The sequence below is a fragment of the Micromonospora sp. NPDC005087 genome (assembly GCF_042872965.1).
Taxonomy (GTDB): Bacteria; Actinomycetota; Actinomycetes; order Mycobacteriales; family Micromonosporaceae; genus Micromonospora.
In genome coordinates, this window is sequence record NZ_JBIALB010000004.1 from 217,743 (window position 1) to 241,549 (window position 23,807).

The window sequence follows — 23,807 nt, forward strand, 5'->3', positions numbered from 1 at the left end:
CTTGTGAAGGAGCTGGTGGAGCGCTGGTGGAACGGGACTTGGGGGCGATTGACCCGGCGTGACGTGTGGCTCGCCCGCGAGGTCCGGTGGCACGTCGTCGCCAGGTCCGGCGACTCAGAGACGGGCAAGGTGCTGCGGTGGGAGTTCGACACCGAGGACGAGGCCCGGCAGATGGTGAAGCGTCTCGTCCAGGCCGACGGCGGCCAGTGGCGCGAGCAGACCGGCGACGCAGCTACACAGCCCCCGAGGTGAGTCCGGCCGGCTGCCGGCGATGTCGAGTCTCAGGACCTCTGTGACGGATTAGTCTCGGGACCTTCGTGACAGATGCGGCTAGACGATCAGGTAGCCGGCGCGGAGAAGGCGATTAGGGCGGTGCCCGCCACGAGCACGATGATGCCGGTCACCCAACCGATGAGCAGGCCCAGTCCAAGGCCGCGATCGCCGCGTATGACCATCACACTGCCCGTCACGGCGCAGCAGGCGAACAAGGCCAGCTGAAGGAGTATTACCAGGCAGTCCACCATGAACAGCGAGTCCGGGCTTGCGTTGTAGACAAACGTGTAGAACGAGAGAAGCCATAGGCCGCTTGCGGGCAGGTGGCCGGCGAGGGCGATGCCGATACCGGCGGAGATCCGCCCACGTTTGGCCGACGGTGAGCGTGGCGGCAACTCCGCGGGCAGCGGTGGTGCCCCTTGCGGTCCTGTCTGCTCCGGATCCGTGCAAGGCGGTGGCGGAGTGGCCATCACAAGCAGCCTGCTCGGCTGAGTCTCACCAGCCACGCCCTGCCACCGCTTGGAGAAGTCCGGAGCATGCCCGAAGCCTACGGAGAGCTGATGGGGGCGTTTGCCCCGCCGCCGACACCGCCGCGCTACTCGGCCCAACGCCTAGTGGATGGAGCTGAGATGCGTCGCGGATCCCAGGCTCCGCAGAGCGTCACGCAGGTCCCGAGACCGATCTGTCACGCAGGTCCCGAGACAGGACAGCCGGCTGCCGGCGAAGTGGTTCAAAGTTTCTGTGCGTCTTCAAGGCGGCCCTGAACGGGCCGCACGCGCCGTCGCCAGGGCGCGCGGCCTGCACTCCGCTGCCGCTCCGCTCCGGCCACGCAACACGCCCAGCGGCTGGCGCGGAAGCGGGAAAGCCCGGAGGGCCGCCGCAGAACGACAGGGCGTTGGGGGCGAGAGTTGGTGGGCCGGCAGCCGGCCGGGGCGCGGCGGCCGTCGTGCCGGCGCGCCGTTGGACGGGTCACCGCCGGCCGTGGTGGGGATGCGGCGCGGAGGATGCGGGGCCGCCCCTCCGGCCTCAAGGGCGCTTCGCATCGCTGCGCGACGGCCCTGCGGGCCGCCCTTGACCCCGCAGCCTCTGCGACCCCTCGGGCCGGCGTTGCCAAGGTGGGGCCTGCCCGTGATGCTCGCGCCGCATCCCCACCACGGCCTCGTCGCGCGTCGACCCATCGCGGCGTTCCAACGAGCCGTCAAGGTGACCTTCACGCAGGTCCAGAGGCAATCAGCAAGCGCCGTTGCCCAACGACGGCGCACGTGATTTGTGCCTGATGATCGATCGCGCTCACGATGACAGGCATGCGCAAGCTTGTACTCGCGATCCTTCTGCTCGCGATGCTCACCGGCTGCTTCGGGGAGTCATGCCGCACCTACGCGCCCGCGGCGTCGATGACGCCGGCCGACGTCGTTGGATCTTGGCAGCATGAAGCGAGTGGTGCACTCCTGCACTTCGCGGCCGACGGCAGTTTCGAGGCGTCAGACATCGCTGAGAGGCTCTATTCGGGTGACCTGGAGAAGTATCGACCGTCACCCTTCGACCAGTCGCGAGACCGCCTGGATGGCTCCGGTACCTGGCAGCTTGAGCGCGACAAGAGCGGGGCGATGTCCGTCATCAATCTACGGATCACCGCACTCTCCGTCGGTCCTCGGACTGTCCCGGAGAGCCGCATTACATCCCTCTATGCCCAACTGGGCGAGTCCACCGTTGTCCTGGGAGGCATTGGCCGGACACACGCGAAGTGCTCGAATGACTGCAAGCCAGCACCCGAGTCGACCGCTCCCGGCGAAGGCCGTCGTAGCCCCACCCGGTAGGGGACAGTGACACCGGTTGGGTGACCAAGTGGGTGACGACGGGTACGACCGAGGCCGGACGCCCATGGACGTTGACGGACCGTTGGGGCAGCTCAGCCTTGCGGCTTGCGCAGCTCCTCGCCGCCCGGTCGTTCTTTCGCACCGAAGAGGTCGTGGTCAGGGACAATGCCTCGGTGCGCCACCGTGGCAGCAGCCTTGCCTTCTGGTCTCTGGTGCTAGCGGAGACCTTCGGTGAGGATGCCACCGAGGACCGCCTTGTCAGCGATACCGACCACAAGCGGGCCATCTCGAACCTCTGCCGGCTCCTCCGCGAGTTTCTCGGGCAGCAAGCGTCGACCGTCGACCAGCGCTAAGCGGCGGTGGCCCTGATGCTGTCGACAGCAACGATGACAGCAACAGGGCCAGACGGGTGGGGGCGAGGCCGGAAAGCTGCGGACCAACGCCCGACGTCAAAGACGTGCACGGATCGCGCCGGACGAAGCGCAGAGTTCTTGTAAGCGAGATGTCGCCGGTTCGATCCCGGCCGGGGGCTCCAATATTCCATCGGCTTCTCACGGCGAGCGTCGCCGTGAGCCGGCCGCGACCTTTACGTCGCCTGGTCGAAGTGAGCCCGACACCCAGTGAAGGTCGGGATGGACGTCAGCTGTCGGCCGGGGGCTTGCTAGTAGGGGTCAGAGGGATCGGCGCAGCCGCGCCGGCCGTGGGGTGGAGTGCGCGCAACTCGCCGAGATGTCGGGCAAGCGGGCAGGTTGAACCGCCATCACGCGAACAAAGCTATCGAGCAACCGATGGCGACGAGGGCTCCGTAAAATGGAGCAACTGACCATGAGAGCCACACAGTGGCGTTGGGAAACCAGCGTCTGAGGCGCAATCGGATTCGTTGTCCGCGGGTAGCCGCGGCAGGAACCGGATCGTCGGCGTCAGAAGGGTCGAGTGAGAATAGGGGGACGTTTCGCGTCCCACGCGCTACCGCGTCATAGAGTCGCCGGTATGCCTTCTCCTGCCGCAGGTAATTCGCGTCGAGGAAACCGAACAGGAGTGCGGCTGCGATTCCTAGCGCGGCAACGAGGTCTGCGTTCCGGGTCAATGCGTACCCGTACGTTGCGGTCACCACCGGGAGCAGCCAACCCTTGGCCGTCGAAGATGCTGAGGACATACGCGTCACGACCGCCTGGATGTAGTCCAGGTGCTTCCGCCGATCGTCGGGATCGACGGCTATCACGTCAACCGGTTGCATCACTCCCCACCAACCTTCCGGCACTCGTCTCGGAGTCGCTCCCAGACGTCATCCTTCTGCGTCTCCGAGTAACTGGTTTCTGAGGGCCAAATGCGTCCCATTTGGTCGCCGGACCAGCGGGGGACCACATGGATGTGCAAGTGGGGCACGGTCTGGGTGGCAACCGCGCCGTTCGACTGGATTATGTTCAATCCTTCCGGCTCGGTCGCGCACTTCACCGCATGCGAGAGCTTCAACGTGATGCGCGCCAGGTGGGCGGCGGCTTCTTCGTCCAGTGACCAGATGTCGGGGATGTGATCACGCGGCACCACGAGGGTGTGGCCCAAAGTCGCCGGCTCCAGTGGAAAGAAGGCAACCACGCGCTCGTCGCGATAGACCTCTCGGGTGTCCGGGGTCTCGCGCAGAACGATTTCGCAGAATGGACAGTCGGCCTTGACGTTCATCGTGAACGGATCCCGCCTTGCCCTGACCGCCACTCAAAGTGGGCTGACCTGGCCAAACTACTCCCTCTCCGGATGGGCGTGACTCGCTCGCGTCCCTGGGTGTCGCCCCCTCATGCCCTGCTTTCTTGAGAGTTCGCAAATGCTCGTCCCCGCATCAGGGTAGGGCAGCCGGCGGCTGATACGTATCGCCCAGAACCGACACTCTGCAAGTGCGGCCGAGGAGTGCGGCGTAAAGCATGTCAAAGTATCGCATTATGTCGCTTTGCCCGACCGCGCGCGAGCGGTAACCGTCGGCACCCGCCGTATGCTGGGCGGCAGCACGAGCGTGGGCGGCCGACCCGCGACGATGTCGTCCAGCCAAGGGGTGCACGCGAGCCGATGAGTCGCGCGGTGGAGGAGTCGAACCGGGCGATGCTGCGTGCCCGGGACGCGATGGACCGGGCGTACGCCCAGCCGCTGGACATCCCCGCGCTGGCCCGGATCGCGCACGTCTCCGAGGCGCACTTCATCCGGACCTTCCGGGCCACCTTCGGTGAGACCCCGCACCGCTACCTGCAACGTCGGCGGGTCGAGCGGGCGATGGCGCTGCTGGTGGAGACCGATCGCGACGTGACCGACATCTGTTACGCCGTCGGCTTCGGCAGCCTGGGCACGTTCAGCCGGACGTTCCGGCAGATCGTCGGGGCGTCGCCCTCGGAGTTCCGCCGCCGCTCGGCGCCGGTGAACGTGCCGTCCTGCTTCGCCAAGGCTTGGACCCGACCCAGCAGTTTTGGATAAGCACCAGGTCAGGCACTGCGTCTAGCGTGGTTCCCATGACGATGAACGCGATCAGCCGCTCCCAGATCTACGTCCTCGACCAGGACGAGGCGCTCGACTTCTACGTGAACAAGCTTGGCATGGAGCTCAACACCGACCAGGACCTCGGCTTCATGCGCTGGCTGACGGTCAACCTGCCCGGCGACCCGGAGCGCGAGGTTCTGCTGGAGAAGCCGGGCCCGCCGGCGATGGACCCGGCCACCGCCGCGCAGGTCCGGGAGCTGCTCACCAAGGGTGCGCTGGGTGGCTCGCTCTTCATGACCACGGACGACGCCCACAAGACGTACGAGGAACTGGTGGCCAAGGGGGTCGAGATCACCGACGAGCCGACCGAGCGCCCGTACGGGATCGACTTCGGCGTCCGAGATCCGTTCGGCAACCGGATCCGCATCGGCCAGATGTTCCCCCGGGCCTGAGGGGCAGACCGATGAGCCAGGCGGTTCCGCTCTCCGGGGTCCGACCGGCCACCGCCGGCCGGGACCGTGCGTTGCTGGTCGGTGGTGTCGTCGCCGGCCCGATCTTCGCCGGCTCGGCGCTGCTCCAGGCGCTCGCCCGGGACGGCTTCGATTTCCGGCGGCACCCGGTCAGCGTGTTGAGCACCGGTGAGCTGGGCTGGGTCCAGATCGCCACGTTCCTGGCCACCGGGGTGCTGTGCGTGGCGGCCGCCGGGGCGCTCCGGCGCTCCACCGGCGCCGGTTCGGTGTGGCCGTCCCGGCTGCTCGCCCTGTACGGGCTGGGTCTGGTGGGCGCGGGGATCTTCAGTGCCGACCCGGCCGACGGGTTTCCCGCCGGCACGCCCCGGGGCGCCGGCCAGATCAGCTGGCACGGCGGCCTGCACTTCCTGGTGGCGGCGGTCTCCTTCGTGTCGCTGATCGCGGCGACGGTGGTGGTCGGCCGGCGGGCGGCGCGGCACGGGGCGCGGGGCAGGGCGGGTTACAGCCTGGCGACCGGCGCGTTCTTCGCGGTGTCCTGGGTGACGCTGATCGTCCGGCCGGCTCCGGCCGTGATGGTGGCCTTCGGCCTGGCGGTGACGGCCGGCTGGCTCTGGGTGTCGGTCACGTTCGCGCGGGCGGCCTCCGGCCGGGTGGACTGAAACGTTTGGCGGCATACCGGGAGGCGCGGGGTAGATCCCGCGCCTCCCGGTGTGCTGAGGTGTGGGACATGATCACCCGGCTGCTGTACATCGCCCGGCACGCGGAGCAGGAGGACGCGGCGACCGAGTCGCCGGAGGCCGGCCTGTCGGAGCGCGGCCGGCGGCAGGCCAGGCTGCTCGGCGAGCGGCTGCGGGGCCGGTCGTTCGCTGCCGTGCACCACGGGCCGCTGCGTCGGGCCGCGGAGACCGCCGAGCTGGTCGCCGCGTCGCTGCCCGGGGTTCCGGTGTACGCGAGCGAGCTGGCCGGCGACCACCTCCCGCACGACACGGACGCCGCCGACCTGCCGCCCGCGTACGCCAGGTTCCTGGGCCAGTTCTCGGCGGCCGAGCGGGTCGACGGGCCGCGGGTGACGGCGGCGGCGGTACGGCGGTGGACCGGCCCGGTCGCCGGTGACGCCGAGGGCGCGGGCGGCGCCGAGCCGGTCCGTGAGCTGGTCGTGACGCACAGCTTTCTGATCGCCTGGCTGGTCCGGCACGCCCTGGACGCACCGGGGCGGCGGTGGGTGGGCTTGAACCACCACAACGCGGGGCTGACCGTCATCCGGTACGGGACGGCCGCACCGCCGAACCTGGTCGCCTTCAACGATGTGGCGCACCTGCCGGCGGAGCTGCGCGGCACGGGTCTGCCGCCGGACTACCTGGTCTGAGTCGCCGGAGCCCGGTCGGGCGATCAGCTGGTGGCCCGCAGGAGCAGCTCGACCAGCGCCCGGGTGGCCGGGGGCGGGGTGGGATCGGCGGGGCAGTCGACGTAGCCGGTCTCGACGGCGCCGACGGTCAGCCGGTAGGTGAACGCGTCCGCACAGCCGGTGGGTGTGGTCGGGCGGCGGGCCTCGGCGGCCAGCCGGGGGTCGGCGGCGAGCCCGCGCAGCCGGCCGAGGTCGGCGGGGTCGAGCCGGCCGGTACGCCGTCCGCCGGCCCGGTCCACCAGTGTCCATCTGCCGTCGGATTCCACTGTCACGGCGTCGCCGCGCCCGGCGAAGCCGCCGGAGCGGAACAGCATCACGCGGGTGGCCGCGCTGCCGGTGGCCTCGGGGCCGGTCGGTACGGGGACGCCCGGAGTGGTGGGGACGGCGGTCGGCGGCGGGGTGCCGGTGGCCGGGCCGGTCGGTCCCGGGCCGACGGTGGCGGTGGCCTGGTCCGGTGCGGTGCCGGCTCGGTCAGCGCTGGTGCATCCGGCCAGGAGGGCGACCAGTAGCGCGGCGGTGACGCCGGTCGTCGAGGCGGGTCTCATGCCGCTCGGACGTACGGCTGCGGCCGACGGTTCCCTCGTCGCCACCCTCATCCGAACGGTCACTGTCGATGTCTGGGAGCGGTCCAGGCCTTCTCTTTTCCTCAACACATCGTTATATCTACATGTGTGACTACCCCCGTCACAATCTTTCTCCTTTCAGGAGGGCACGTGAAACGACCCCTCGCCGCCGTCGGCGCAGCGCTGCTCACCAGCGGCCTGCTGACCTGCGTCGCCACCGCGGCGCATGCGGCTCCGCCCACCGCCCCCGCTCCGGACGCCTCCACCCCGGCCCCGGCAGCGACCGTCCTTCGGACGAACCCCGGTGCAGTCCAGGGTTCGAGCGCCGAGTCCTACCAGGTGCACAGCACCAAGGTCGACGCCACCGGTGCCACGCACACCCGCTACACCCGGAGCTATCAGGGGCTGCGCGTCTACGGTGGTGACTTCGTCATCCACGCCGCGCCGAACGGCAGCTACGCCGGCAGCTCGGTCGGCCTGGCCGCGCCGCTGACCATCGGCACCACGGCCAAGGTCACCGCTGCGGCGGCGAAGAAGGCGGCCCGTGCCGGGTTCACCGGCAAGGCCGAAGCCGTCGGCATTCCGGAGCTGTTCGTCGACGCCAGCTCCGGTCGGGGCAGGCTGGCCTGGGAGACGGTGGTGAGCGGCTGGCAGCCCGACGGGCAGACCCCGTCGCGGCTGCACGTGATCACCGACGCCACCACCGGCGGGGCCATCGGGTCGTACGACGAGATCGAGGCGGTGGCCGGCACCGGCAACAGCCTCTACTCGGGCACGGTCACCATCGACACGACGCTCTCCGGCAGCACGTACCAGATGATCGACCCGTCGCACGGCAACGGCTCGACCTGCGACATGAACAACGGCACGTCGAGCTGCACCACCTTCACCGACGCGGACAACACCTGGGGCACCGGGGCCAACTCCAACCGGCAGTCCGCCGGTGTGGACGCCCACTTCGGCGCCGCCAAGACGTTCGACTACTACAAGAACGTGCACGCCCGTAACGGCATCTTCGGCAACGGCACCGGCGTGCCGAGCCGGGTGCACTACGGCAACAACTACGTCAACGCCTTCTGGGACGGCTCCCGGATGACCTACGGCGACGGCTCGGGCAACTCCCGCCCGCTGGTCTCGCTCGACGTGGCCGCCCACGAGATGAGCCACGGCGTGACCGAGAACGTGGTCCCCGGCGACCTGACCTACTCCGGTGAGTCCGGAGGCCTCAACGAGGCCACCAGCGACATCTTCGGCAACATGGTCGAGTTCTACGCCAACACGTCCGCCGACCCCGGCGACTACCAGGTCGGCGAAAAGATCAACATCAACGGCAACGGCACGCCGCTGCGCTACATGTACAACCCGTCGCTGGACGGCTCGTCCGACAGCTGCTGGTCCACCAGCACCAAGAACAAGGACGTGCACTACTCCTCCGGGGTCGCCAACCACTTCTACTTCAACCTCGCCGAGGGCACCGGCGCCACCGCGTACGGCACCTCGCCGGTGTGCGGCTCCGCCCCCGCGATGACCGGCATCGGCCGGGCCAAGGCGGAGAAGATCTGGTTCCGGGCGTTGGACGTCTACTTCACCTCCAACACGGCGTACGTCAGCACCAGCAACCCGGCGAACACCGCCCGGGCATACAGCCTGCGGGCGGCCACCGACCTGTACGGCAGCTGCTCCGCCGAGTACAAGGCCGTGCAGGCCGCCTGGACCGCGGTGAACGTGGCCGGCAACGACGCGCCCTGCTCGACCGGCAACGACTTCTCCGTGTCGCTCTCGCCGACCGCCGGCTCGGTGAACCCGGGCGGCTCGGCCTCCACCACGGTCGCCACCGCGACCACCAGCGGCTCGGCGCAGACCGTGACGTTCTCCGCGTCCGGCCTGCCGACCGGGGCGAGCGCCGCGTTCAGCCCCTCCTCGGTGACCTCGGGCGGCTCGTCCACCCTCACCATCAGCACCTCGGCGGGCGCCCCGCCCGGCACCTACTCGGTCACCGTGAACGGCGCGGGCTCGGTCACCCGGAGCGCGACGTACACGCTGACCGTGAACGGCACCGGCGGCGGCTGCACCGCGCCGGGCCAGAAGCTGGCCAACCCCGGCTTCGAGTCCGGCGGGACCGGCTGGACGGCCACCTCCGGCGTGATCACCACCTCCAGCGGCCAGCCCGCCCGCACCGGCTCGTACAAGGCGTGGCTGGACGGGTACGGCAGCAGCCACACCGACACGCTCGCCCAGTCGGTGAGCCTGCCGTCCGGCTGCTCGTCTTACACGCTCAGCTTCTGGCTGCACATCGACTCGGCCGAGACCACCAGCAGCGTCGCGTACGACACGCTGCGCGTGCAGGTGCTGAACTCCGGTGGAACCGTGCTGGCCACGCTGGCGACCTACTCCAACCTGAACAAGGCCGCCGGCTACACCCAGCGCTCCTTCTCGCTGGCCTCGTACGCCGGTCAGACCGTCAGCCTGAAGTTCACCGGCACCGAGGACTCCTCGCTGCAGACGTCCTTCGTGGTCGACGACACCGCGGTCACCGTCTCCTGACCTGACCGACGCGAGGGCCCGGCGGCCACCCCTCAACGGTGGTCGCCGGGTCCGCGCCGTTATGGTCGCCGCACGGCGCACGTCGCCGGAGTGCTGTATCGGCGGCGTCGGACGGTGGCGCGGGAAGGGGTGGACGTGTCGGACGCGGAGTTGACCGTCGAGGTGACCGGACCGGTCGCGACCGTGGTGATCCACAACCCGGCCCGCCGCAACGCGATGACCGCGGCCATGTGGCGACAGCTCCCCGAACTGCTGGACCGGCTGGAACCGGACCCCGGCGTACGGGCGCTGGTGCTCACCGGCGCGGGCGACGCCTTCTGCGCCGGCGCCGACCTCGGTGACCTCGCCGAGCTGCTGGACGCCGGTGACGCCAGCATCGCGGTAGCCGCCGAGGAGCGGCTGGCCCGCTTCGCGAAGCCCACCGTGGCGGCGATCCGGGGCGCCTGCGTCGGAGGTGGCTGCCAACTCGCGGTCGCCTGCGACCTGCGGATCGCCGCCGACGACGCCCGGTTCGGCGTACCGCCGGCCCGGCTGGGACTGGTCTACCCGGCGCCGACCACCCGCCGGCTGACCCGGCTGGTCGGCCCGTCCGCCGCGAAGCACCTGCTGTTCACCGCCGAGCTGATCGACGCCGAGCGCGCTCTGCGGGTCGGCCTGGCCGACGAGGTGCTGCCGGCTGACCGGCTCGCCGCGCGGGTGGACGACCTCACCGCGGCGATCGCCCAGCGGTCGGCGTTGAGCGTCGCCGCCGCGAAGGAGATCGTGGACGACCGGGCCGGGCCGGCGCGGATCGCCTGGTGGCACCGGAAGGTGGCGACCAGCGGTGAGGCCCGGGAGGGGGTGGCAGCGGTAGCCGAGCGCCGGACGCCCCGCTTCGCCTGGCGTCCGCCGGACGGGGACTGACCCGTCGCAGCCGTGCCGGTCGCCGTAAGGTCCGGCTCCGCCACGAAGCGGTGCAGGCTGGCCGGCTCCCGCCATTCGACGATCTCGATCCCGGCTGGCGCCCCGCCGGGGCGGTACGGCAGGCTGTCCGTCGTGCAGCGTGATCAGTTGCTTGCGGGCCGCTACCGGCTCCTGGAGCGCCTCGGCAGTGGCGGCATGTCCGCGGTGCACCGGGCGTACGACGAGGTGCTCGAACGGGACGTGGCGGTGAAGGTGCTCGTCGCCTCGGACGCCAACGCCCGGCAGCGGATCCGGGCCGAGGCCAAGGCGGCCGCCAGGCTGTCGCACCCGCACGTCACCAGCGTCTACGACTACGGCGAGTCGAGGCTCGACGGCGCCCACGTCCCGTTCGTGGTGATGGAGCTGCTCGGCGGCCACACCCTCGAACAGCGGTTGGACGCCGGGCCGCTGCCACCCCGCGCCGGCCTGCGGGTCTGCGCGGAGGTGGCGACCGCGCTCGCTGCCGCGCACGCCCAGGAACTGGTGCACCGCGACATCAAGCCGGGCAACGTGATGCTCACCCCCACCGGCGCGAAGGTGCTCGACTTCGGTATCGCGGCGGCCGTCGGCGATCCGGAATTCGACTTCGAGGGGCGGCTGCTGGGCACGCCGGCCTACCTCGCCCCGGAACGGTTGGAGGGCGGCGAGGTTCTGCCGGCCTGCGACGTGTACGCCCTCGGCCTGCTCGTGCACCGCGTGCTGACCGGCCGGCCGCCCGGTACGTGGGCCGGGACGCTCCGCGTGCCGGCGCATGTCGAGCCCGACCCGCTGCCCGAGATCGTCGGAGTGCCGGCCGAGATCCGCCGGCTGTACCGCTGGTGTCTGGCCCGTGATCCCGCCGACCGGCCGCCGGCCACCGAGGCGGCCCGCATCCTGCTCGCCGCCGGCGAGCGGACCGCCGTCCGGCGCGGACCGGCCGCCGCCCCGGAGGCGAGCGGCGAACCGACCGCCATCGGGGGGACGGCCGTTGCCGTCGCGGGCCGGCCGAATTCGGACGCGCGACCTCCCGAGGTGGCGGACACCTCGTTCAGCAGGCCGGCCGAGCCGGCTGGCAGTGCGGCAGCCGGGACGACCGGTGCCGCGCGGCACCGGTCCTGGCGGTGGGGGCGGGCAGTGCTGGCGGTCGGCGTTGCGGTGGTCGCCGCGGTGGCGATGGGCGGGTCACTCGGCGACCCTGGCACGCGGCGACAGGGGGCGGACGCGCCGCGGACCGGCATCGGGCCGGGCGGCGCCACCACCGTGGCGATGCCGAGGACCGCCGAGTCATCCGACCTGGCCGATCCCCGCCCACCCGCAGCCCCACCCGCCGCCCCGCCGGCCAGCGCCGCCGCGCCCAGCGCCCGGACCAGCCCTCCGACCGATCCGGGCGGCACGCGTATCCCGAGCCCAACCGCCCCGCCCGCCGGCCCGACTCCGACCACCGCCGCACCCACGCCCGCTCCCCGACCTGGGGTGCCGGTGGACTCCCGGGGCGGGACGGTCACCGTCCGCTGCCTCGGGGCGTCGGCCGAGGTGCTCGCGGTGGCGCCCGCGCCCGGCTACCGGGCGGAGGCGTACGACCCGGGTCCGGCGAAGCGGGTCGAGGTCGAGCTGACCTCCGACGAGCACCGCAGTGAGGTCCGTGTGCACTGCGCCAACGGCCGCCCGAAGCCGAAGGTCAAGGAGCGTGCGGCTGACCGGGGGCGTGCGGGTGCCACGTCAAAGGCGTACCCCCGACGCGGCCCCCCGGCCCCGACGGCCGCTGATCACCGCCCGGCCAACAGGCCCCGGGGTCGTACCGACCACACCGGCTCGGTCGCGCCGCCCTCCGCCCGCAGGATGTGGTTCGCGGCGATGATCCCGGTCGCCGCGGAGCGTTCCATCAGCGCGCTCGGGAAGTCCGTGGCGATCCCGTCTCCGGCCAGGTAGAGGCCGGTCGCGTCGGTGCGTACCCCCGGTCGCCAGGCGTGGCTGCCGGGGGTGAACGCCGGTGCCTGCGCCTCCACCCGGGCGCGCAGCTCGCGGACCCGCAGGCCGGCGGCCTCCGGCCAGAGCGCCACCAGCTCACGGCGCATCCGCTCGGCCAGCTCCTCGGCCGGCACGTCCGGCTCGCAGGCGTACGCGTGCAGCTCGATGACCGAACCGCCGGTCCGCCGCGCCCAGCGCCGCGACTCGTTCTCCAACCGGTGGTAGAGCGTCACCGAGTCCAACGTGGGCTGCCGGGACACCCCGCTGAACACCGCCCGACCGGCGGCCACGTCCCCGTCGCACCAGTACCGGGCCACCGCGTACGGCGGGCCGGGCGTGCCGAACGCGGGCATCCGCGCCACCAGCTCCGGTGCCTGCCCGGCCAGGTCGGGGGAGGCCGTGACCAGCGTGGCCAGCGCCGGCGGGTCGAGGGCGAGCACGACGTGGCGCGCCCGGTGGCTGCCGCCGTCGGCGGTCGTCACCCGCCAACCGTCGGCGTCGCGGTGCACCCCGGTCGCCGCGGACCGGGTGAGCACCCGGCCGCCGTGCTTCTCCACGTGCCGGGTCAGCGGCTGCCAGATCGCGGTGGCGTAGTCCTCGTCCGGGCAGTCGAAGGCCAGCCCCTCCGGGTTGCCGAGCAGGTAGAAGTGGAACTGGGCGACCATCTCGGCGGCGGACATCTCCGCCTCGTGGTTGAAGAACGAGTGTGAGAAGACCTCGAACAGCATCGCCCGGGCGCGGTCCGGCAGCCGCAGCGAGGCCAGCAGTTGATCGGCGGTGGTGGCGTCCAGCTCGGCGTAGGTGCGTACCGGGTCGTAGCTGAGCAGCGGCAGCGCGGCGCCCCGGTCCATCAGCCGCAGGTCGGCCAGGCGCAGGCTGGGGCTGCGCAGCAGCAGCGCGAGCAGGTTCGCCGGCGGTGCGGGCGGCAGCTTGCCGAACTCCTCGGTCGGCCACCGGGCACTCAGGATCGGATAGCCCGGGATCGGCTTCAGAAAGCCCAGGTCGGGGTCGACCCGGCGAAGGATGGACCGCCAGTTGTAGTACTGCCGAAAGAACGCGTGGAAGCCGTGCTCGTTCTGCTGGCTGCCGTCGGCGAGCGCCTCCGGCCAGGCGCCCAGCCGTCCGCCGAGGGTGGGCGCCGCCTCCAGCACCGTCACCTCCACACCGCGCTCGGCCAGCACCGCGGCCGCCGACATGCCGGCGATGCCGCCACCGACCACCACCGCCGCGACCGGTCCCGGCACGCGGTCGGCGCCACCGCCTCCGGGGTCGACCTGATGCTGGCGTACGCCGATGAGCCGACCCACCACTTGCGACAGCGCCATGACCGCCTCCCCGTCCCAGTCTGCCCTTTTCTACGGCAGGCAGCGACGGGTGCGGTCGGAGGCGGGCCAGACGTACTCCAGGTCCTCCGGGACGTCGTCGCCGAAGATCGGGCGATAGTGCGTGGGGTCCTTGCGCAGCAGCGACGAACGGTGGCTCAGGTGCAGGTCGTCGCGACCCAGCCAGGGTGGCAGCTCACCGGCCCGGGCCAGTTCGTCCTGGGTACGCACGACGCCGGCGCCGCAGGCGGCGGTGAGGTCGACGGTCAGCGTGGTGGCGCAGGTGTCGGCCCTGCCCGGCTCGGACCAGACCGCGCACATGTCCAGCCCGTAGCGGGTGAGCGCCTCCTCGTACCCGGCCCACATCTTCACCGCCGGGTGGTTCCGCCAGCCGTACCCGGGTCGGGTCAGCCCGCGCAGCACCTGGATGGCCTCCACCCGCTGCTTGCCCAGCCGCTTCTGGTCCAGCGTGCGGGCGCTGGCCAGGAAGTCCGGGTACGGGAGGAAGGTCTGCATGCCGCTGCTCTACCCGCCGCCTGGGCCGGCATGCCTGGTCGGGATGATCCGGACGGGGTCCCCCACCGTGGCCGTGCTGGCTACGATCCGGGCATGGCGGAGCCGTGGCGGGACCGGGCGCGACGGGCGGTCGAGTGGAACTGGCGGCTGCGAGCCGCCGGCGATCCGCGACCGCACTACGTGATCTGTGGGCGCGACGCGCTGGCCTACTACGTGGCCCGGGCGATGCTCGAATCCGAGTTGCCGGCCGGCGGGGCCCGGGTGACCGTGGTGGTGCCGGAGCGCTACCGCAGCAACGGGCCGGACGTGGCCGGGCTGCGCGGCGTGCGGGTGGTCCGGTCGGAGCGGTTGGACGTGGCCACCTTCGAGGCCGCCGGTCTGGCCGGGGCGACCGGTCTGGCCCTGCTGCACCAGGACGACGTGGGCAACCTGCACGCCGCGCTCTGCGCACAGGCCGTCGACCAGCGGGTCCGTCAGGTGCTGCGGATGTTCAACGGCACCCTCGCTGACGGCGTGCGCAAGCTGCTCAAGGCGCCGGTCGAGGTGCTCTCCGACGCCGAGATGGCCGCGCCGGCGTTCGTGGCCGCCGCGCTGGGCGAGGTCGACCCGAACTCCTTCCAGCACCGGGACAAGACGCTGCGGGTGGCGCGGCGGGCCGACGTCCGACCGCAGGACGTGGTCTGCGCGTTGGCGGACTTCAGCGAGGCGCAGGGGGTGGAGCTGCTGCCGGCCGAGCAGGCCGGCGCCGACCTGGTGCTCGCCGAGGCGACCGGCCAGCCACCGGCCACCGAGGTGGCCGCGCGCCGGCTGGTCCGGGCCCGCCGTCGACGACGGCCGATGGCGGTGCTGCTGCGGGCCGTACGGGGCTTCGCCACCCGCAAGATCGGCATCGCGGTGATGCTGGTGCTCGCGGTGATCGCGGTGCTCGGCGCGTTGATCTCCCGGGCGGAGGACGTCTCCCCGGTGGAGGCGCTGTACCTGACGCTGGTCACCACGCTCAGCGGTGCGGATCCGGACACCGACAAGGCGGCCGACGCGCAGATCATGCAGGTGGTGCTCAACCTCGCGGGGTTGGCGCTGATCCCGTTGATCACCGCGGTGGTGGTGGACGGCATCGTCAACGCGCGGCTGGCCCTGCACACCGGCAAGCTGCAACCGGCCCGGGCCGGGCACGTGGTGGTGATCGGCCTCGGCAACGTCGGCACCCGGGTGATGGCGCAGCTCCGCGAGTACGACGTCGAGGTCGTGGCGATCGACAAGGACCCCGAGCCGCGCGGGGGCACCCTGGCGCGGCAGTTGGAGGTGCCGTTGATCGTGGGGGACGCCGCGCTGCCGGAGACCCTTGCCGCCGCGTCGGTCGCCGACTGCCAGGCGCTGGTGGTGGCGTCCACCGACGACGTGGCCAACCTGGAGGCGGCGTTGGCCGCCCGGGACCTCCGCACCGATCTGCGGGTGGTGCTGCGGCTCTTCGACGGTGACTTCGCCGAGCGGGTGGAGGAGACGTTCGCCCTGGGGGTGTCCCGTTCGGTCTCGTACCTGGCGGCCCCGGCCTTCATCGGGGCTCTCACCGAACGGGCGGTCATCACCACCATCCCGGTCGACCGGCACGCGCTGCCGGTCGCCGAGGTGCCGGTCGCGCCCGGCTCCGAGCTGGACGGTCGGCCGCTCGACGTGGTCAACCGCGACGGGCAGGTCCGACTGATCGCACGGACGCCGGCCGGCGGGGCGAAGACGATCTGGTGGAAGGACCTCGATCCCCGCCAGGTGATCTTCGCGGGTGATCGGCTCACCGTGGTCGCCCGCCGACGTGGGTTGGACTGGCTGACCAGGCAGTGTGCCCCGCCCGCCCGCACCGGTGCGGTTCCCCGGCCGGCCGGGCCGGTTCTCGGCGGAGAGTCGACCCCGCCGGCGGCATCCCGCTCGACGCCCGGGCCGGCGGACTGGGAGGTCGCCGCCGCGGCCCCCGGCGCGGCCCATCCGGTGCCTGACCGGTCAGCGACTCCGCTGCCGCACGAGGTGCCACGCGGCGCCGACGGCGAGCACGCCGAAGCCGGCCAGCACGCTGCCCAGCGGCAGGTTGACCGCGAGCAGCAGGCAGCCGACCAGCCCTAGGCCGGCGAGCACCTGAACCGGTATCCGCCGGCCCGGGTCCCGGCCCAGGGTCAGCGCGGCGGCGTTGGTGATCGCGTAGTAGACCAGCACGGTGCAGCTGGAGAAACCGATCGCGTCCCGCACGTCGCCGAGCAGTACGACCACGATCACCACGGCGGCCACCGCCAGCTCGGCGCGGTGCGGCACCTGGCGCACGGGGTGCACGGCGGCCAGCGCGCCGGGCAGGTCGCGGCGGCGGGCCATCGCCAGCGTGGTCCGGCCGACCCCGGCGACCAGCGACAGCAGCACTCCGGTGACCGCGATCGTGGCCCCGGCGCGGACCACCCAGGTCAGCCCGGGCAGTCCGGCGGCGGTCACCACGTCGACCAGGGGCGCGGCGGAACCGGCCAGCCGGTCGGCGCCGAGTACGCCGAGCGTGACGACGGCCAGCACCAGGTAGATCGCGAGCACCGCGCCGAGCGCCAGCGGCACCGCGCGGGGGATGGTCCGTCGCGGGTCGCGTACCTCCTCGCCGAGGGTGGCGATCCGGGCGTACCCGGCGAAGGCGAAGAACAGCAGCCCGGCGGCGGTGAGCACGCCCCGGCCGGAGCCGCCGGGGTCGCCGAGCCGGCCCAGGGCGACATCACCGCCGGCGACGCCGACGACCGCGACCAGGGTCAGCACCGCGAGCACCACCGCGACCAGCAGCTTCGTGACGGTGGCCGTCTTACCGATGCCGCGCAGGTTCACCGCGGTCACCGCGAGCACCGCGGCGGCCGCGACCAGCCGGGCCTGAGCGGGCCACAGGTACGCGCCGATGGTCAGCGCCATCGCCGCGCAGCTCGCCGTCTTGCCGACCACGAAACCCCAGCCGGCCAGGAACCCGGCGAACGGCCCGAGGCGTTCCCGGCCGTAGACGTAGGTGCCGCCGGACTCCGGGTAGCGGGCCGCCAACCGCGCCGAGCTGGTCGCGTTGCAAAAGGCGATGAAACCGGCGAGCGCCAGCGCGGGCAGCAGCCCGGCGCCGCCGGCCGCCGCCGTGGCCGGGGCGAACACCACGAAGACGCCGGCGCCGAGCATCGACCCGAGCCCGATGACCACCGCATCGGGTACGCCCAGCCTGCGCGCCAGTTGATCCACCGCCGAACCCTAGGGGTACGAGGTGAACGGCCGGTCCCATTCGCGTAGCCGGCCGGGTAGCGGCACGTCGTCCCAGGGCACCCGGTGCAGCAGCCGGTCCAGGAACAGCCCCAGCAGCAGCGCCGCCACTCCGTCGGTGAGCCAGTGGAAGTTCAGGTAGGTGGTGGTGACCAGCAGGATCGCCGGCGGGGCGAATCGGACCAGCCGGTGCACGGTCGGGTGCAGTCGCCCGGCCGTCAGCGCGGTCAGCAGTACGGCGATCACCCCGTACCAGACGATCGCGTTGGCGACGTGCCCAGACGGGTAGGAGAGGCCGTACTCGGTGGGCGGCAGGTCGTTGAAGATCCGGACGGACTGGGCCGGCGGCAGATCCGAGCTGGGCGCGGCCCGGTCGGTCAGGACCTTGAGCGGTCCGACCGTCAGGTACAGGAGCACGAACGCCCCCGCCACCAGCAGCAGCGGCCGGACTGTGCGGGCCCGCCACGCCACTGCCAGGGCGAGCGCCCCGGAGAGCGGCATCAGCAACCAGCCACCCTGCCCGAGGAAGTTGAACACCCGAGCCGTCCAGTAGATCGGCGCGGGGTGGTGGGCGTAGGCCCATTCGCGGACCGCGAGGTCCCACCCGAGCAACGCCCCTGCGGCGAGGGCCAGGGTCAACGCGCCGAACCCGACCAGCAGCAGCGCGTCGAACCACCAGCCGGCCGGGCGAACCGGCCGCAGCCGCAGGTCACGTCGTACCGCCATGGGTTTGAGCACGGGACCACGCTACCGGCCTCGGGCGAGGCCGGGGTGTGCGGCGCTGTGGGCCCAGCCACGATGGGAGGCGGATGCGGGGGGCGAGGCGGCATGCTTGTGCCCGTGCGGATCACCTCTGCCCTCGTGGACCCGGCGCTGCTCGACCTTCCGTGGTCGACACCGCTGGAGGAGTGGCCTGCCCAGCACCTGGTCGCCCTGCCGAAGGGCATTTCCCGGCACATCGTCCGGTTCGTCCGTCTCGGTGACTACGTGTACGCGTTCAAGGAGACTCGCGAGCGGATCGCCGAGCGGGAGTACGACCTGCTCCGGGCGCTGGAGCGGATCGACTTCCCATCGGTCGAGGCGGTGGCGGTCGTCGCCGATCGGCAGACCGAGGACGGGGAGCCCCTCGAATCGGTGCTGATCACCCGGCACCTGCAGTTCTCCCTGCCCTACCGGGCGCTCTTCTCGCACACGCTGCGACCGGAGACGATGAGCCGTCTGCTCGACGCGCTCGCCGCCTTGATCGTGCGGATGCACCTCACCGGCTTCTTCTGGGGCGACTGCTCGCTGTCCAACACGCTGTTCCGGCGGGACGCGGGCGCGTTCGCCGCGTACCTGGTGGACGCGGAGACGGGTGCGCTGCACACCTCGCTCTCCAACGGCCAGCGCGGTGAGGACCTGGAAATCGCCCGGGTGAACATCTTCGGCGAGGCGCTCGACCTCCAGGCTGCTGGCCTGCTGCACGAGTCCATCGACCCGGAGGTGGTCTGCGAGGAGGTCGTGCAGCGGTACGAGCGGCTCTGGCACGAGATCACCTACGAGCAGGCGGTCGAGCGGGAGGCCCGACACGACATCGAGGGTCGGATCCGCCGCCTCAACGAGCTGGGCTTCGACGTGGCCGAGGTGGCCATGTCGACCATCGACGACGGACGCTACCTGGTCCGGCCGAAGGTGGTCGACGCCGGCTACCACACCCGGCGGCTGCTGCGGCTGACCGGCCTGGACGCCGAGGAGAACCAGGCCCGCAAGCTGCTCAACGACCTGGACGCCTACCGGGCGGAGAGCGACCTCGCCGACGAGCAGCAGGCGGCGCACCGGTGGGTGACCGAGGTCTTCGAGCCGGTGGTCCGGGCCGTGCCCGCGCACCTGCGTCGCAAGCTGGAGCCGCAGGAGTTGTTCGCGCAGATCATCGAGCACAAGTGGCTGCTCTCCGAGCGGGCCGGCCGGGACGTCGGGATGCGCCACGCCGTCCAGTCGTACCTTGTCGACGTGCTGGTGCACCGCCCCGACGAGCAGGCCGTGCTCGGCGTCGAGGTCCCCACCATCGTCTGACCGCGGTGATCGTCGCACCGGCGACGACGCCGCGATGGCCGCCCTTAAGTGGCGGTCGCTGACGACCTCGCCCCGGATCGCCCCCGACCGGCCGCACCTACGCCCGCGGAGCAGCGGGCGTCACTCCACCCAGGAGCCGCCGCGCAGCACCCGGACCACGTTCAGGTCCTCGTCCAGCACCACCAGGTCGGCGCGGAGGCCGACCTGAAGGGCGCCGACCCGGTCACCCAGGCCGATGGCGCGGGCCGGGGTGGTGGCCACCATCCGGGCCGCGTCCGCGATCGGGATGCCGGCGTCCACGGCGTGCCGCAGTGCGGCGTCCATGGTCAGGGTGCTGCCGGCGATCGTGCCGTCGCGGGCCAGCCGGGCCACCCCGTCGGCCACCGTGACGGCCTGGCCGCCCAGCTCGTACTCACCGTCGGCCATCCCGGCGGCGGCCATCGCGTCGGTGATCAGGGCAGCCCGGTCCGGGCCCGCGGTCGAGGTGGCGAAGGTCAGCGTGCCGTCGTGCAGGTGCACCCCGTCGGCGACCAGCTCACAGACCACGGTGGGCGCGTCGAGCAGGGCCACCACCGGACCCGGCTCGCGGTGGTGCACCGGCCGCATGCCGTTGAACAGGTGGGTGCCGACGCTCGCTCCCGCGGCGACCGCGGCGCGGGTCTGGTCGTACGTGGCGTCGGTGTGGCCGACCGCGGCCACCACCCGCTGGGCGGTGAGCAGCTTGATCGCCTCCAGCGCGCCGTCGCGCTCCGGGGCGAGGGTGACCATCCGGATCGCGCCCGCACCCAGCTCGATCAGCTCGGCCAGCTCGTCGGTGGACGGGTCGCGCAGGTACTCCGGGTTCTGCGCACCGCAGCGGGCGGCGGAGAGGTAGGGCCCCTCGAAGTGGATGCCCGCCAGCACGCCCTCGTCGACCAGCGGGGCGAACGCCTCGGTGGCGGCACGCATCAGCGGGAAGGGAGCGCTGACCAGGCTGGCCAGCAGGGTGGTGGTGCCGTGCGCCAGGTGGAAGCCGGCAGCAGCCCGGGCCTGGTCGGCGTCCCCGGTGGTGAAGGTGTGCCCACCACCGCCGTGCGTGTGCATGTCGACGAAGCCGGGCAGGATCCAGTGCCCGTCGCGGACCGACGGATACTCCGCCACCGCGGTGATCCGGTCACCGGCCCACTCGACGCAGCCCTGCCGGATGACACCGTTCGGGGTCACCACTCGGCCGTTCACCCGTACGGTCATCGCTTCTCCTGATGGTCACGGACGCGCGCGGCGTCCAGGGCGAGCAGGGCGGCGCCGAGGCAGCCGGCCTCGTCGCCGAGGGCCGCCGCGACCAGCCGCGGCTCCCGGTGGAAGGTCATCCGCTCGTGCAGCGCCGCCCGCAGGGGGACGAGCAGCCGGTCCCCGGCCTGGGCCAGGCCGCCGCCGAGCACGATGGTCGCCACGTCGAACAGCGCCTGTCCGGAGGCCAGGCCGTCGGCGAGCGCCTCGACCGCCTCCTGCCAGACCCGGCCGGCCAGTGGCTCGCCGGCCGCGGCCCTCTCGGCCACCTCGGCCGCCGTCACCGGCCCGTCGGGCGACTCGCCGGCCAGCTCGGCATAGCGGCGGCCGATCGCGGCGGCCGAGGCGACCGCCTCCAGGCAGCCGGGCCGGCCGCAGCCGCAGCGCGGCCCGTCGGGACGGACCAGGATGTGGCCGATCTCCCCGGCGGCGCCGTGTGCGCCGACGGCGGCCGTGCCGTCGACCACGTGCGCGGCGGCGATGCCGGTGCCGATCGCCACGAAGAGAACGTGCCCGGTGCCGCGCCCGGCACCGAGTCGGGCCTCGGCGAGACCGCCGACCCGCACGTCGTGGCCGAGCGCCGTGGGCAGGCCGAGCCGCGCCACCGCCAGGTCCCGCAGCGGTACGTCCCGGAAGCCCACGTTCGCCGACCAGACCGCGACACCGCCCGCCTCGTCCACCACTCCGGGCACGGCGATGCCGAGCGCGACCGGGGTGAGCCCGTCGGCGCGGGCCTTGTCGGCCAGCCCTTCGGCGACGTCCAGGATGGTGCCGACCACGGCGGCCGGGCCGCGTGCGGCGTTGGTGGGGTGCCGTTCGGTGCGTACCGCGACGCCGTCCGGCCGGACCAGGGCGCACTTCATGCCGGTGCCGCCGACGTCCAGCGCGACGACCACCGGGTCGGCGGGCACGGCGTCGCTCACGGCGCCATCTCGGTTCGCGACTGCGGGGCTCGCAACCCCGGCTCACTCCTCGCGCTCACGCCAGCACCACCGACCGGGTCAGGTGTCGGGGTGCGTCCGGGTCGAGGCCCCGGCTGGTGGCGAGCGCGACCGCGAAGCGCTGGGCCAGGATCAGGTCGGCCATCGGATCGACCGGGGTACGACCGGCGGCCCAACTGCCCAGCACCGTGCGGCAGCCGTGGGTACGGCTGTGCACGAAGGCCGCGCCGGTGGCGGCGACATCCTCGGGCAGCCCGTCGGGCAGCTCGCCGAACGCCCAGACCAGCCGGCCGGGCGCGGCGATCGAGATGGGCCCGTGCCGGTAGTCCATCGCCGGGTACGCCTCGGCCCAGAAGGTGGCCGCCTCGCGGCACTTCAGCGCGGCTTCCTTGGCCAGCCCGACCGTCCACCCCCGACCGAGGAAGGTGACCTGCCCGATGGTTGTCGGGTCGATCGGCAGCGGGGCGCGCACCGCCACCTCGGCGTCGGCGGCGAGCGCGGTCACCGGGTCGCCGAGGTGGGCCCGGAGCAGGGCGAGCGCGGTGGTCGCGAAGCGGGTCTGCACCACCGACCGCTCGTCGGCGAAGGGCATGGTCACCGCGGCGGTGGCCAGGTCGACCGCCGGGGACGCCGGATCGCCGACGATGACGGTGCTGGGCACCCGCCCGCGTAGTGCGATGAGCAGGTCCAGCACCTCGGTGGTGGTGCCGGAGCGGGTGATGGCGATCAGCCGGTCGTAGTGGCGGCCGGTGGGGAACTCGGACGCCTGGAACGCGTCGGTCTCGCCCTGGCCGGCCTGCTCGCGGCGGGCCGCGTACGCCATCGCCATGAACCACGACGTTCCGCAACCGACGACGGCGACCCGCTCACCGGGGCGCGGCAGGTCACCGCGTACGACGCCGGCCAGATCGGCCGCCTCCCGCCAGCAGTCGGGTTGACTCGCGATCTCCGCGTCCACGTAAGCCATGGGAACTCCTCGCAGGGCCGGCCGATGCGCAATACGGCTCGTTACACCCGTATTTCGCGCGTCATTCTGCGCGAACCCGGGTGGTCGTGGCAACCGACCGGCCGATCGCGCAGGCCGGTCTTTTGCGCCACCTAGTTTCGCGCACTAGTGTGCACGCAATCAATCACCGTTCGTGCAGTCACTGGGAGGGCCCCCGCGGTGGACCGGTACGCCAGATGGAACGCCCTGCTCGAGATGCTGACCGACAACGGCCGGGTCAGCGTCGAGGCGGCCGCCGAGCGGCTGGACGTCTCCCAGGCCACCATTCGGCGCGACTTCGACCAGCTCGCCCAGCAGCAGATGATCACCAGGACCCGGGGTGGCGCCGTCGCCAACGGGGTCTCCTACGACCTGCCGCTGCGCTACAAGACGGCCAAGCACTCGGCGGAGAAGCAGCGGATCGGCGCCGCCGCCGCGGCGCTCGTCACGCCCGGCACGGTGGTCGGCCTGAACGGCGGCACCACCAGCACCGAGGTGGCCCGGGCGCTGGCCGTCCGGCCAGACCTGAACACCAGCGCCGAGGGTGCCCAGCTCACCGTGGTCACCAACGCGCTGAACATCGCCAACGAGCTGCTGGTCCGATCCCGGATGAAGGTCGTGGTGGCCGGCGGGGTGGTGCGCCCGAAGTCGTTCGAGCTGGTCGGCCCGCTGGGCGGGGCGCTGCTGCGTGAGGTCACCCTGGATGTCGCGCTGCTCGGCGTGGACGCGATCGACCCGCAGCTCGGCGCCGCCGCCCACCACGAGGGGGAGGCGGCGATGAACAACCTCATGGTGGCCCGCGCCAAGCGAGTGGTGATCATCGCGGACTCGTCCAAGTTGGGGGGTCACGCCTTCGCCCGGATCTGCCCGGTCGACCGGGTGGAGACGCTGGTGACCGACGCGGGCGCCGCCCCGGAGGTCGTGGAGGCCTTCCGTGCTGCCGGCGTGCAGGTCGTCTGCGCCTGACCTGTCACTTTCCGTCGATGAAACGCGTCTACCGGCGCGTCGATGCATACCGCGTATTGCGCGCGTCTGCATACCGCGTATGGTGT

At 72.3% G+C, this 23,807-nt stretch carries 22 protein-coding genes and 1 pseudogene; 13 read left to right on the forward strand and 10 right to left on the reverse strand.

Features of this window, described 5'->3' with window-relative positions; translation table 11 throughout:
- Positions 1 to 3 precede the first annotated feature (3 nt).
- Positions 4 to 252: a hypothetical protein gene (locus ACFYPS_RS12065; protein ID WP_354963491.1), complete on the forward strand. Its 249-nt coding sequence runs from the start codon at positions 4 to 6 to the stop codon at positions 250 to 252.
- A gap of 86 nt (positions 253 to 338) precedes the next feature.
- Here ACFYPS_RS12065 and ACFYPS_RS12070 read toward each other — a convergent pair whose 3' ends face one another.
- Entirely contained in the window at positions 339 to 743 is a 405-nt protein-coding gene (locus ACFYPS_RS12070; RefSeq protein WP_354963492.1) for a hypothetical protein, read from the reverse strand.
- Between the two features lie 834 nt (positions 744 to 1,577).
- Here ACFYPS_RS12070 and ACFYPS_RS12075 point away from each other — a divergent pair.
- Both ACFYPS_RS12075 and ACFYPS_RS12080 read left to right on the forward strand, forming a co-directional pair.
- On the forward strand, positions 1,578 to 2,090 hold the full coding sequence (locus ACFYPS_RS12075; RefSeq protein ID WP_387324328.1) for a membrane lipoprotein lipid attachment site-containing protein: 513 nt from the start codon (positions 1,578 to 1,580) through the stop codon (positions 2,088 to 2,090).
- 20 nt (positions 2,091 to 2,110) lie between these two features.
- Positions 2,111 to 2,443 carry a hypothetical protein gene (locus tag ACFYPS_RS12080; RefSeq protein ID WP_387324330.1) on the forward strand — a complete coding sequence of 111 codons (333 nt, stop codon included), beginning with the start codon at positions 2,111 to 2,113 and terminating at the stop codon, positions 2,441 to 2,443.
- 883 nt (positions 2,444 to 3,326) lie between these two features.
- Here the strand turns inward: ACFYPS_RS12080 and ACFYPS_RS12085 are convergent.
- On the reverse strand, positions 3,327 to 3,770 hold the full coding sequence (locus ACFYPS_RS12085; protein ID WP_354963495.1) for an HIT domain-containing protein: 444 nt from the start codon (positions 3,768 to 3,770) through the stop codon (positions 3,327 to 3,329).
- Between the two features lie 378 nt (positions 3,771 to 4,148).
- Here ACFYPS_RS12085 and ACFYPS_RS12090 point away from each other — a divergent pair, with 378 nt between their 5' ends.
- The 4 genes from ACFYPS_RS12090 to ACFYPS_RS12105 all read left to right on the forward strand — a co-directional run bounded on the left by ACFYPS_RS12090 (position 4,149) and on the right by ACFYPS_RS12105 (position 6,386).
- Positions 4,149 to 4,547, forward strand: coding sequence for an AraC family transcriptional regulator (locus ACFYPS_RS12090; RefSeq protein WP_354963496.1), 399 nt, complete (start codon positions 4,149 to 4,151; stop codon positions 4,545 to 4,547).
- Positions 4,548 to 4,582: 35 nt separating this feature from the next.
- The gene (locus tag ACFYPS_RS12095; protein WP_354963497.1) at positions 4,583 to 5,002 is read left to right on the forward strand and encodes a VOC family protein; all 420 of its coding nucleotides are present in this window, start codon (positions 4,583 to 4,585) and stop codon (positions 5,000 to 5,002) included.
- A gap of 11 nt (positions 5,003 to 5,013) precedes the next feature.
- On the forward strand, positions 5,014 to 5,679 hold the full coding sequence (locus ACFYPS_RS12100) for a DUF998 domain-containing protein (protein WP_387324335.1): 666 nt from the start codon (positions 5,014 to 5,016) through the stop codon (positions 5,677 to 5,679).
- Between the two features lie 68 nt (positions 5,680 to 5,747).
- On the forward strand, positions 5,748 to 6,386 hold the full coding sequence (locus ACFYPS_RS12105) for a histidine phosphatase family protein (RefSeq protein ID WP_354963499.1): 639 nt from the start codon (positions 5,748 to 5,750) through the stop codon (positions 6,384 to 6,386).
- 23 nt (positions 6,387 to 6,409) lie between these two features.
- Here ACFYPS_RS12105 and ACFYPS_RS12110 read toward each other — a convergent pair whose 3' ends face one another.
- On the reverse strand, positions 6,410 to 6,970 hold the full coding sequence (locus tag ACFYPS_RS12110) for a protealysin inhibitor emfourin (RefSeq protein ID WP_354963500.1): 561 nt from the start codon (positions 6,968 to 6,970) through the stop codon (positions 6,410 to 6,412).
- Between the two features lie 168 nt (positions 6,971 to 7,138).
- Between ACFYPS_RS12110 and ACFYPS_RS12115 the strand changes: the two genes are divergently transcribed.
- The 3 genes and pseudogenes from ACFYPS_RS12115 to ACFYPS_RS12125 all read left to right on the forward strand — a co-directional run.
- Entirely contained in the window at positions 7,139 to 9,532 is a 2,394-nt protein-coding gene (locus tag ACFYPS_RS12115) for a M4 family metallopeptidase (protein WP_387324338.1), read from the forward strand.
- A gap of 129 nt (positions 9,533 to 9,661) precedes the next feature.
- Positions 9,662 to 10,435 (forward strand): enoyl-CoA hydratase/isomerase family protein, encoded by a 774-nt coding sequence (locus ACFYPS_RS12120; RefSeq protein ID WP_387324633.1) that lies wholly within the window; start codon positions 9,662 to 9,664, stop codon positions 10,433 to 10,435.
- 132 nt (positions 10,436 to 10,567) lie between these two features.
- Positions 10,568 to 11,326 (forward strand): annotated as a pseudogene (locus ACFYPS_RS12125) (serine/threonine-protein kinase); the annotation flags it as partial.
- 893 nt (positions 11,327 to 12,219) lie between these two features.
- Here ACFYPS_RS12125 and ACFYPS_RS12130 read toward each other — a convergent pair.
- Positions 12,220 to 13,746, reverse strand: coding sequence for an FAD-dependent oxidoreductase (locus ACFYPS_RS12130; RefSeq protein ID WP_387324341.1), 1,527 nt, complete (start codon positions 13,744 to 13,746; stop codon positions 12,220 to 12,222).
- Positions 13,747 to 13,776: 30 nt separating this feature from the next.
- Entirely contained in the window at positions 13,777 to 14,259 is a 483-nt protein-coding gene (locus ACFYPS_RS12135) for an MSMEG_6728 family protein (protein ID WP_354963504.1), read from the reverse strand.
- A gap of 93 nt (positions 14,260 to 14,352) precedes the next feature.
- On the opposite strand from ACFYPS_RS12135, the gene ACFYPS_RS12140 reads away from it, so the two are divergent.
- The gene (locus ACFYPS_RS12140) at positions 14,353 to 16,371 is read left to right on the forward strand and encodes a potassium channel family protein (protein ID WP_387324343.1); all 2,019 of its coding nucleotides are present in this window, start codon (positions 14,353 to 14,355) and stop codon (positions 16,369 to 16,371) included.
- Here ACFYPS_RS12140 and ACFYPS_RS12145 read toward each other — a convergent pair.
- Positions 16,252 to 17,490, reverse strand: coding sequence for an APC family permease (locus ACFYPS_RS12145; RefSeq protein ID WP_387324346.1), 1,239 nt, complete (start codon positions 17,488 to 17,490; stop codon positions 16,252 to 16,254). The two genes, ACFYPS_RS12140 and ACFYPS_RS12145, sit on opposite strands and share 120 nt — an antisense overlap.
- Before the next feature lie 9 nt (positions 17,491 to 17,499).
- Positions 17,500 to 18,216, reverse strand: coding sequence for a phosphatase PAP2 family protein (locus tag ACFYPS_RS12150; protein WP_387324635.1), 717 nt, complete (start codon positions 18,214 to 18,216; stop codon positions 17,500 to 17,502).
- A 120-nt stretch (positions 18,217 to 18,336) separates the two neighbouring features.
- Here ACFYPS_RS12150 and ACFYPS_RS12155 point away from each other — a divergent pair, with 120 nt between their 5' ends.
- Positions 18,337 to 19,560: a DUF4032 domain-containing protein gene (locus ACFYPS_RS12155; protein ID WP_387324349.1), complete on the forward strand. Its 1,224-nt coding sequence runs from the start codon at positions 18,337 to 18,339 to the stop codon at positions 19,558 to 19,560.
- Positions 19,561 to 19,680: 120 nt separating this feature from the next.
- Here ACFYPS_RS12155 and nagA read toward each other — a convergent pair whose 3' ends face one another.
- The 3 genes from nagA to ACFYPS_RS12170 are packed head-to-tail and all read right to left on the reverse strand — an operon-like array spanning position 19,681 to position 22,737.
- Positions 19,681 to 20,790 carry an N-acetylglucosamine-6-phosphate deacetylase gene (gene nagA / locus ACFYPS_RS12160; protein ID WP_387324352.1) on the reverse strand — a complete coding sequence of 370 codons (1,110 nt, stop codon included), beginning with the start codon at positions 20,788 to 20,790 and terminating at the stop codon, positions 19,681 to 19,683.
- Entirely contained in the window at positions 20,787 to 21,752 is a 966-nt protein-coding gene (locus tag ACFYPS_RS12165) for an ROK family protein (RefSeq protein WP_387324355.1), read from the reverse strand. Before ACFYPS_RS12165 ends, nagA begins: the two co-directional genes overlap by 4 nt.
- A 55-nt stretch (positions 21,753 to 21,807) precedes the next feature.
- Entirely contained in the window at positions 21,808 to 22,737 is a 930-nt protein-coding gene (locus ACFYPS_RS12170; RefSeq protein ID WP_387324358.1) for an SIS domain-containing protein, read from the reverse strand.
- A 198-nt stretch (positions 22,738 to 22,935) separates the two neighbouring features.
- Here ACFYPS_RS12170 and ACFYPS_RS12175 point away from each other — a divergent pair, with 198 nt between their 5' ends.
- Positions 22,936 to 23,721 carry a DeoR/GlpR family DNA-binding transcription regulator gene (locus ACFYPS_RS12175; RefSeq protein ID WP_354963511.1) on the forward strand — a complete coding sequence of 262 codons (786 nt, stop codon included), beginning with the start codon at positions 22,936 to 22,938 and terminating at the stop codon, positions 23,719 to 23,721.
- Positions 23,722 to 23,807: the final 86 nt, after the last annotated feature.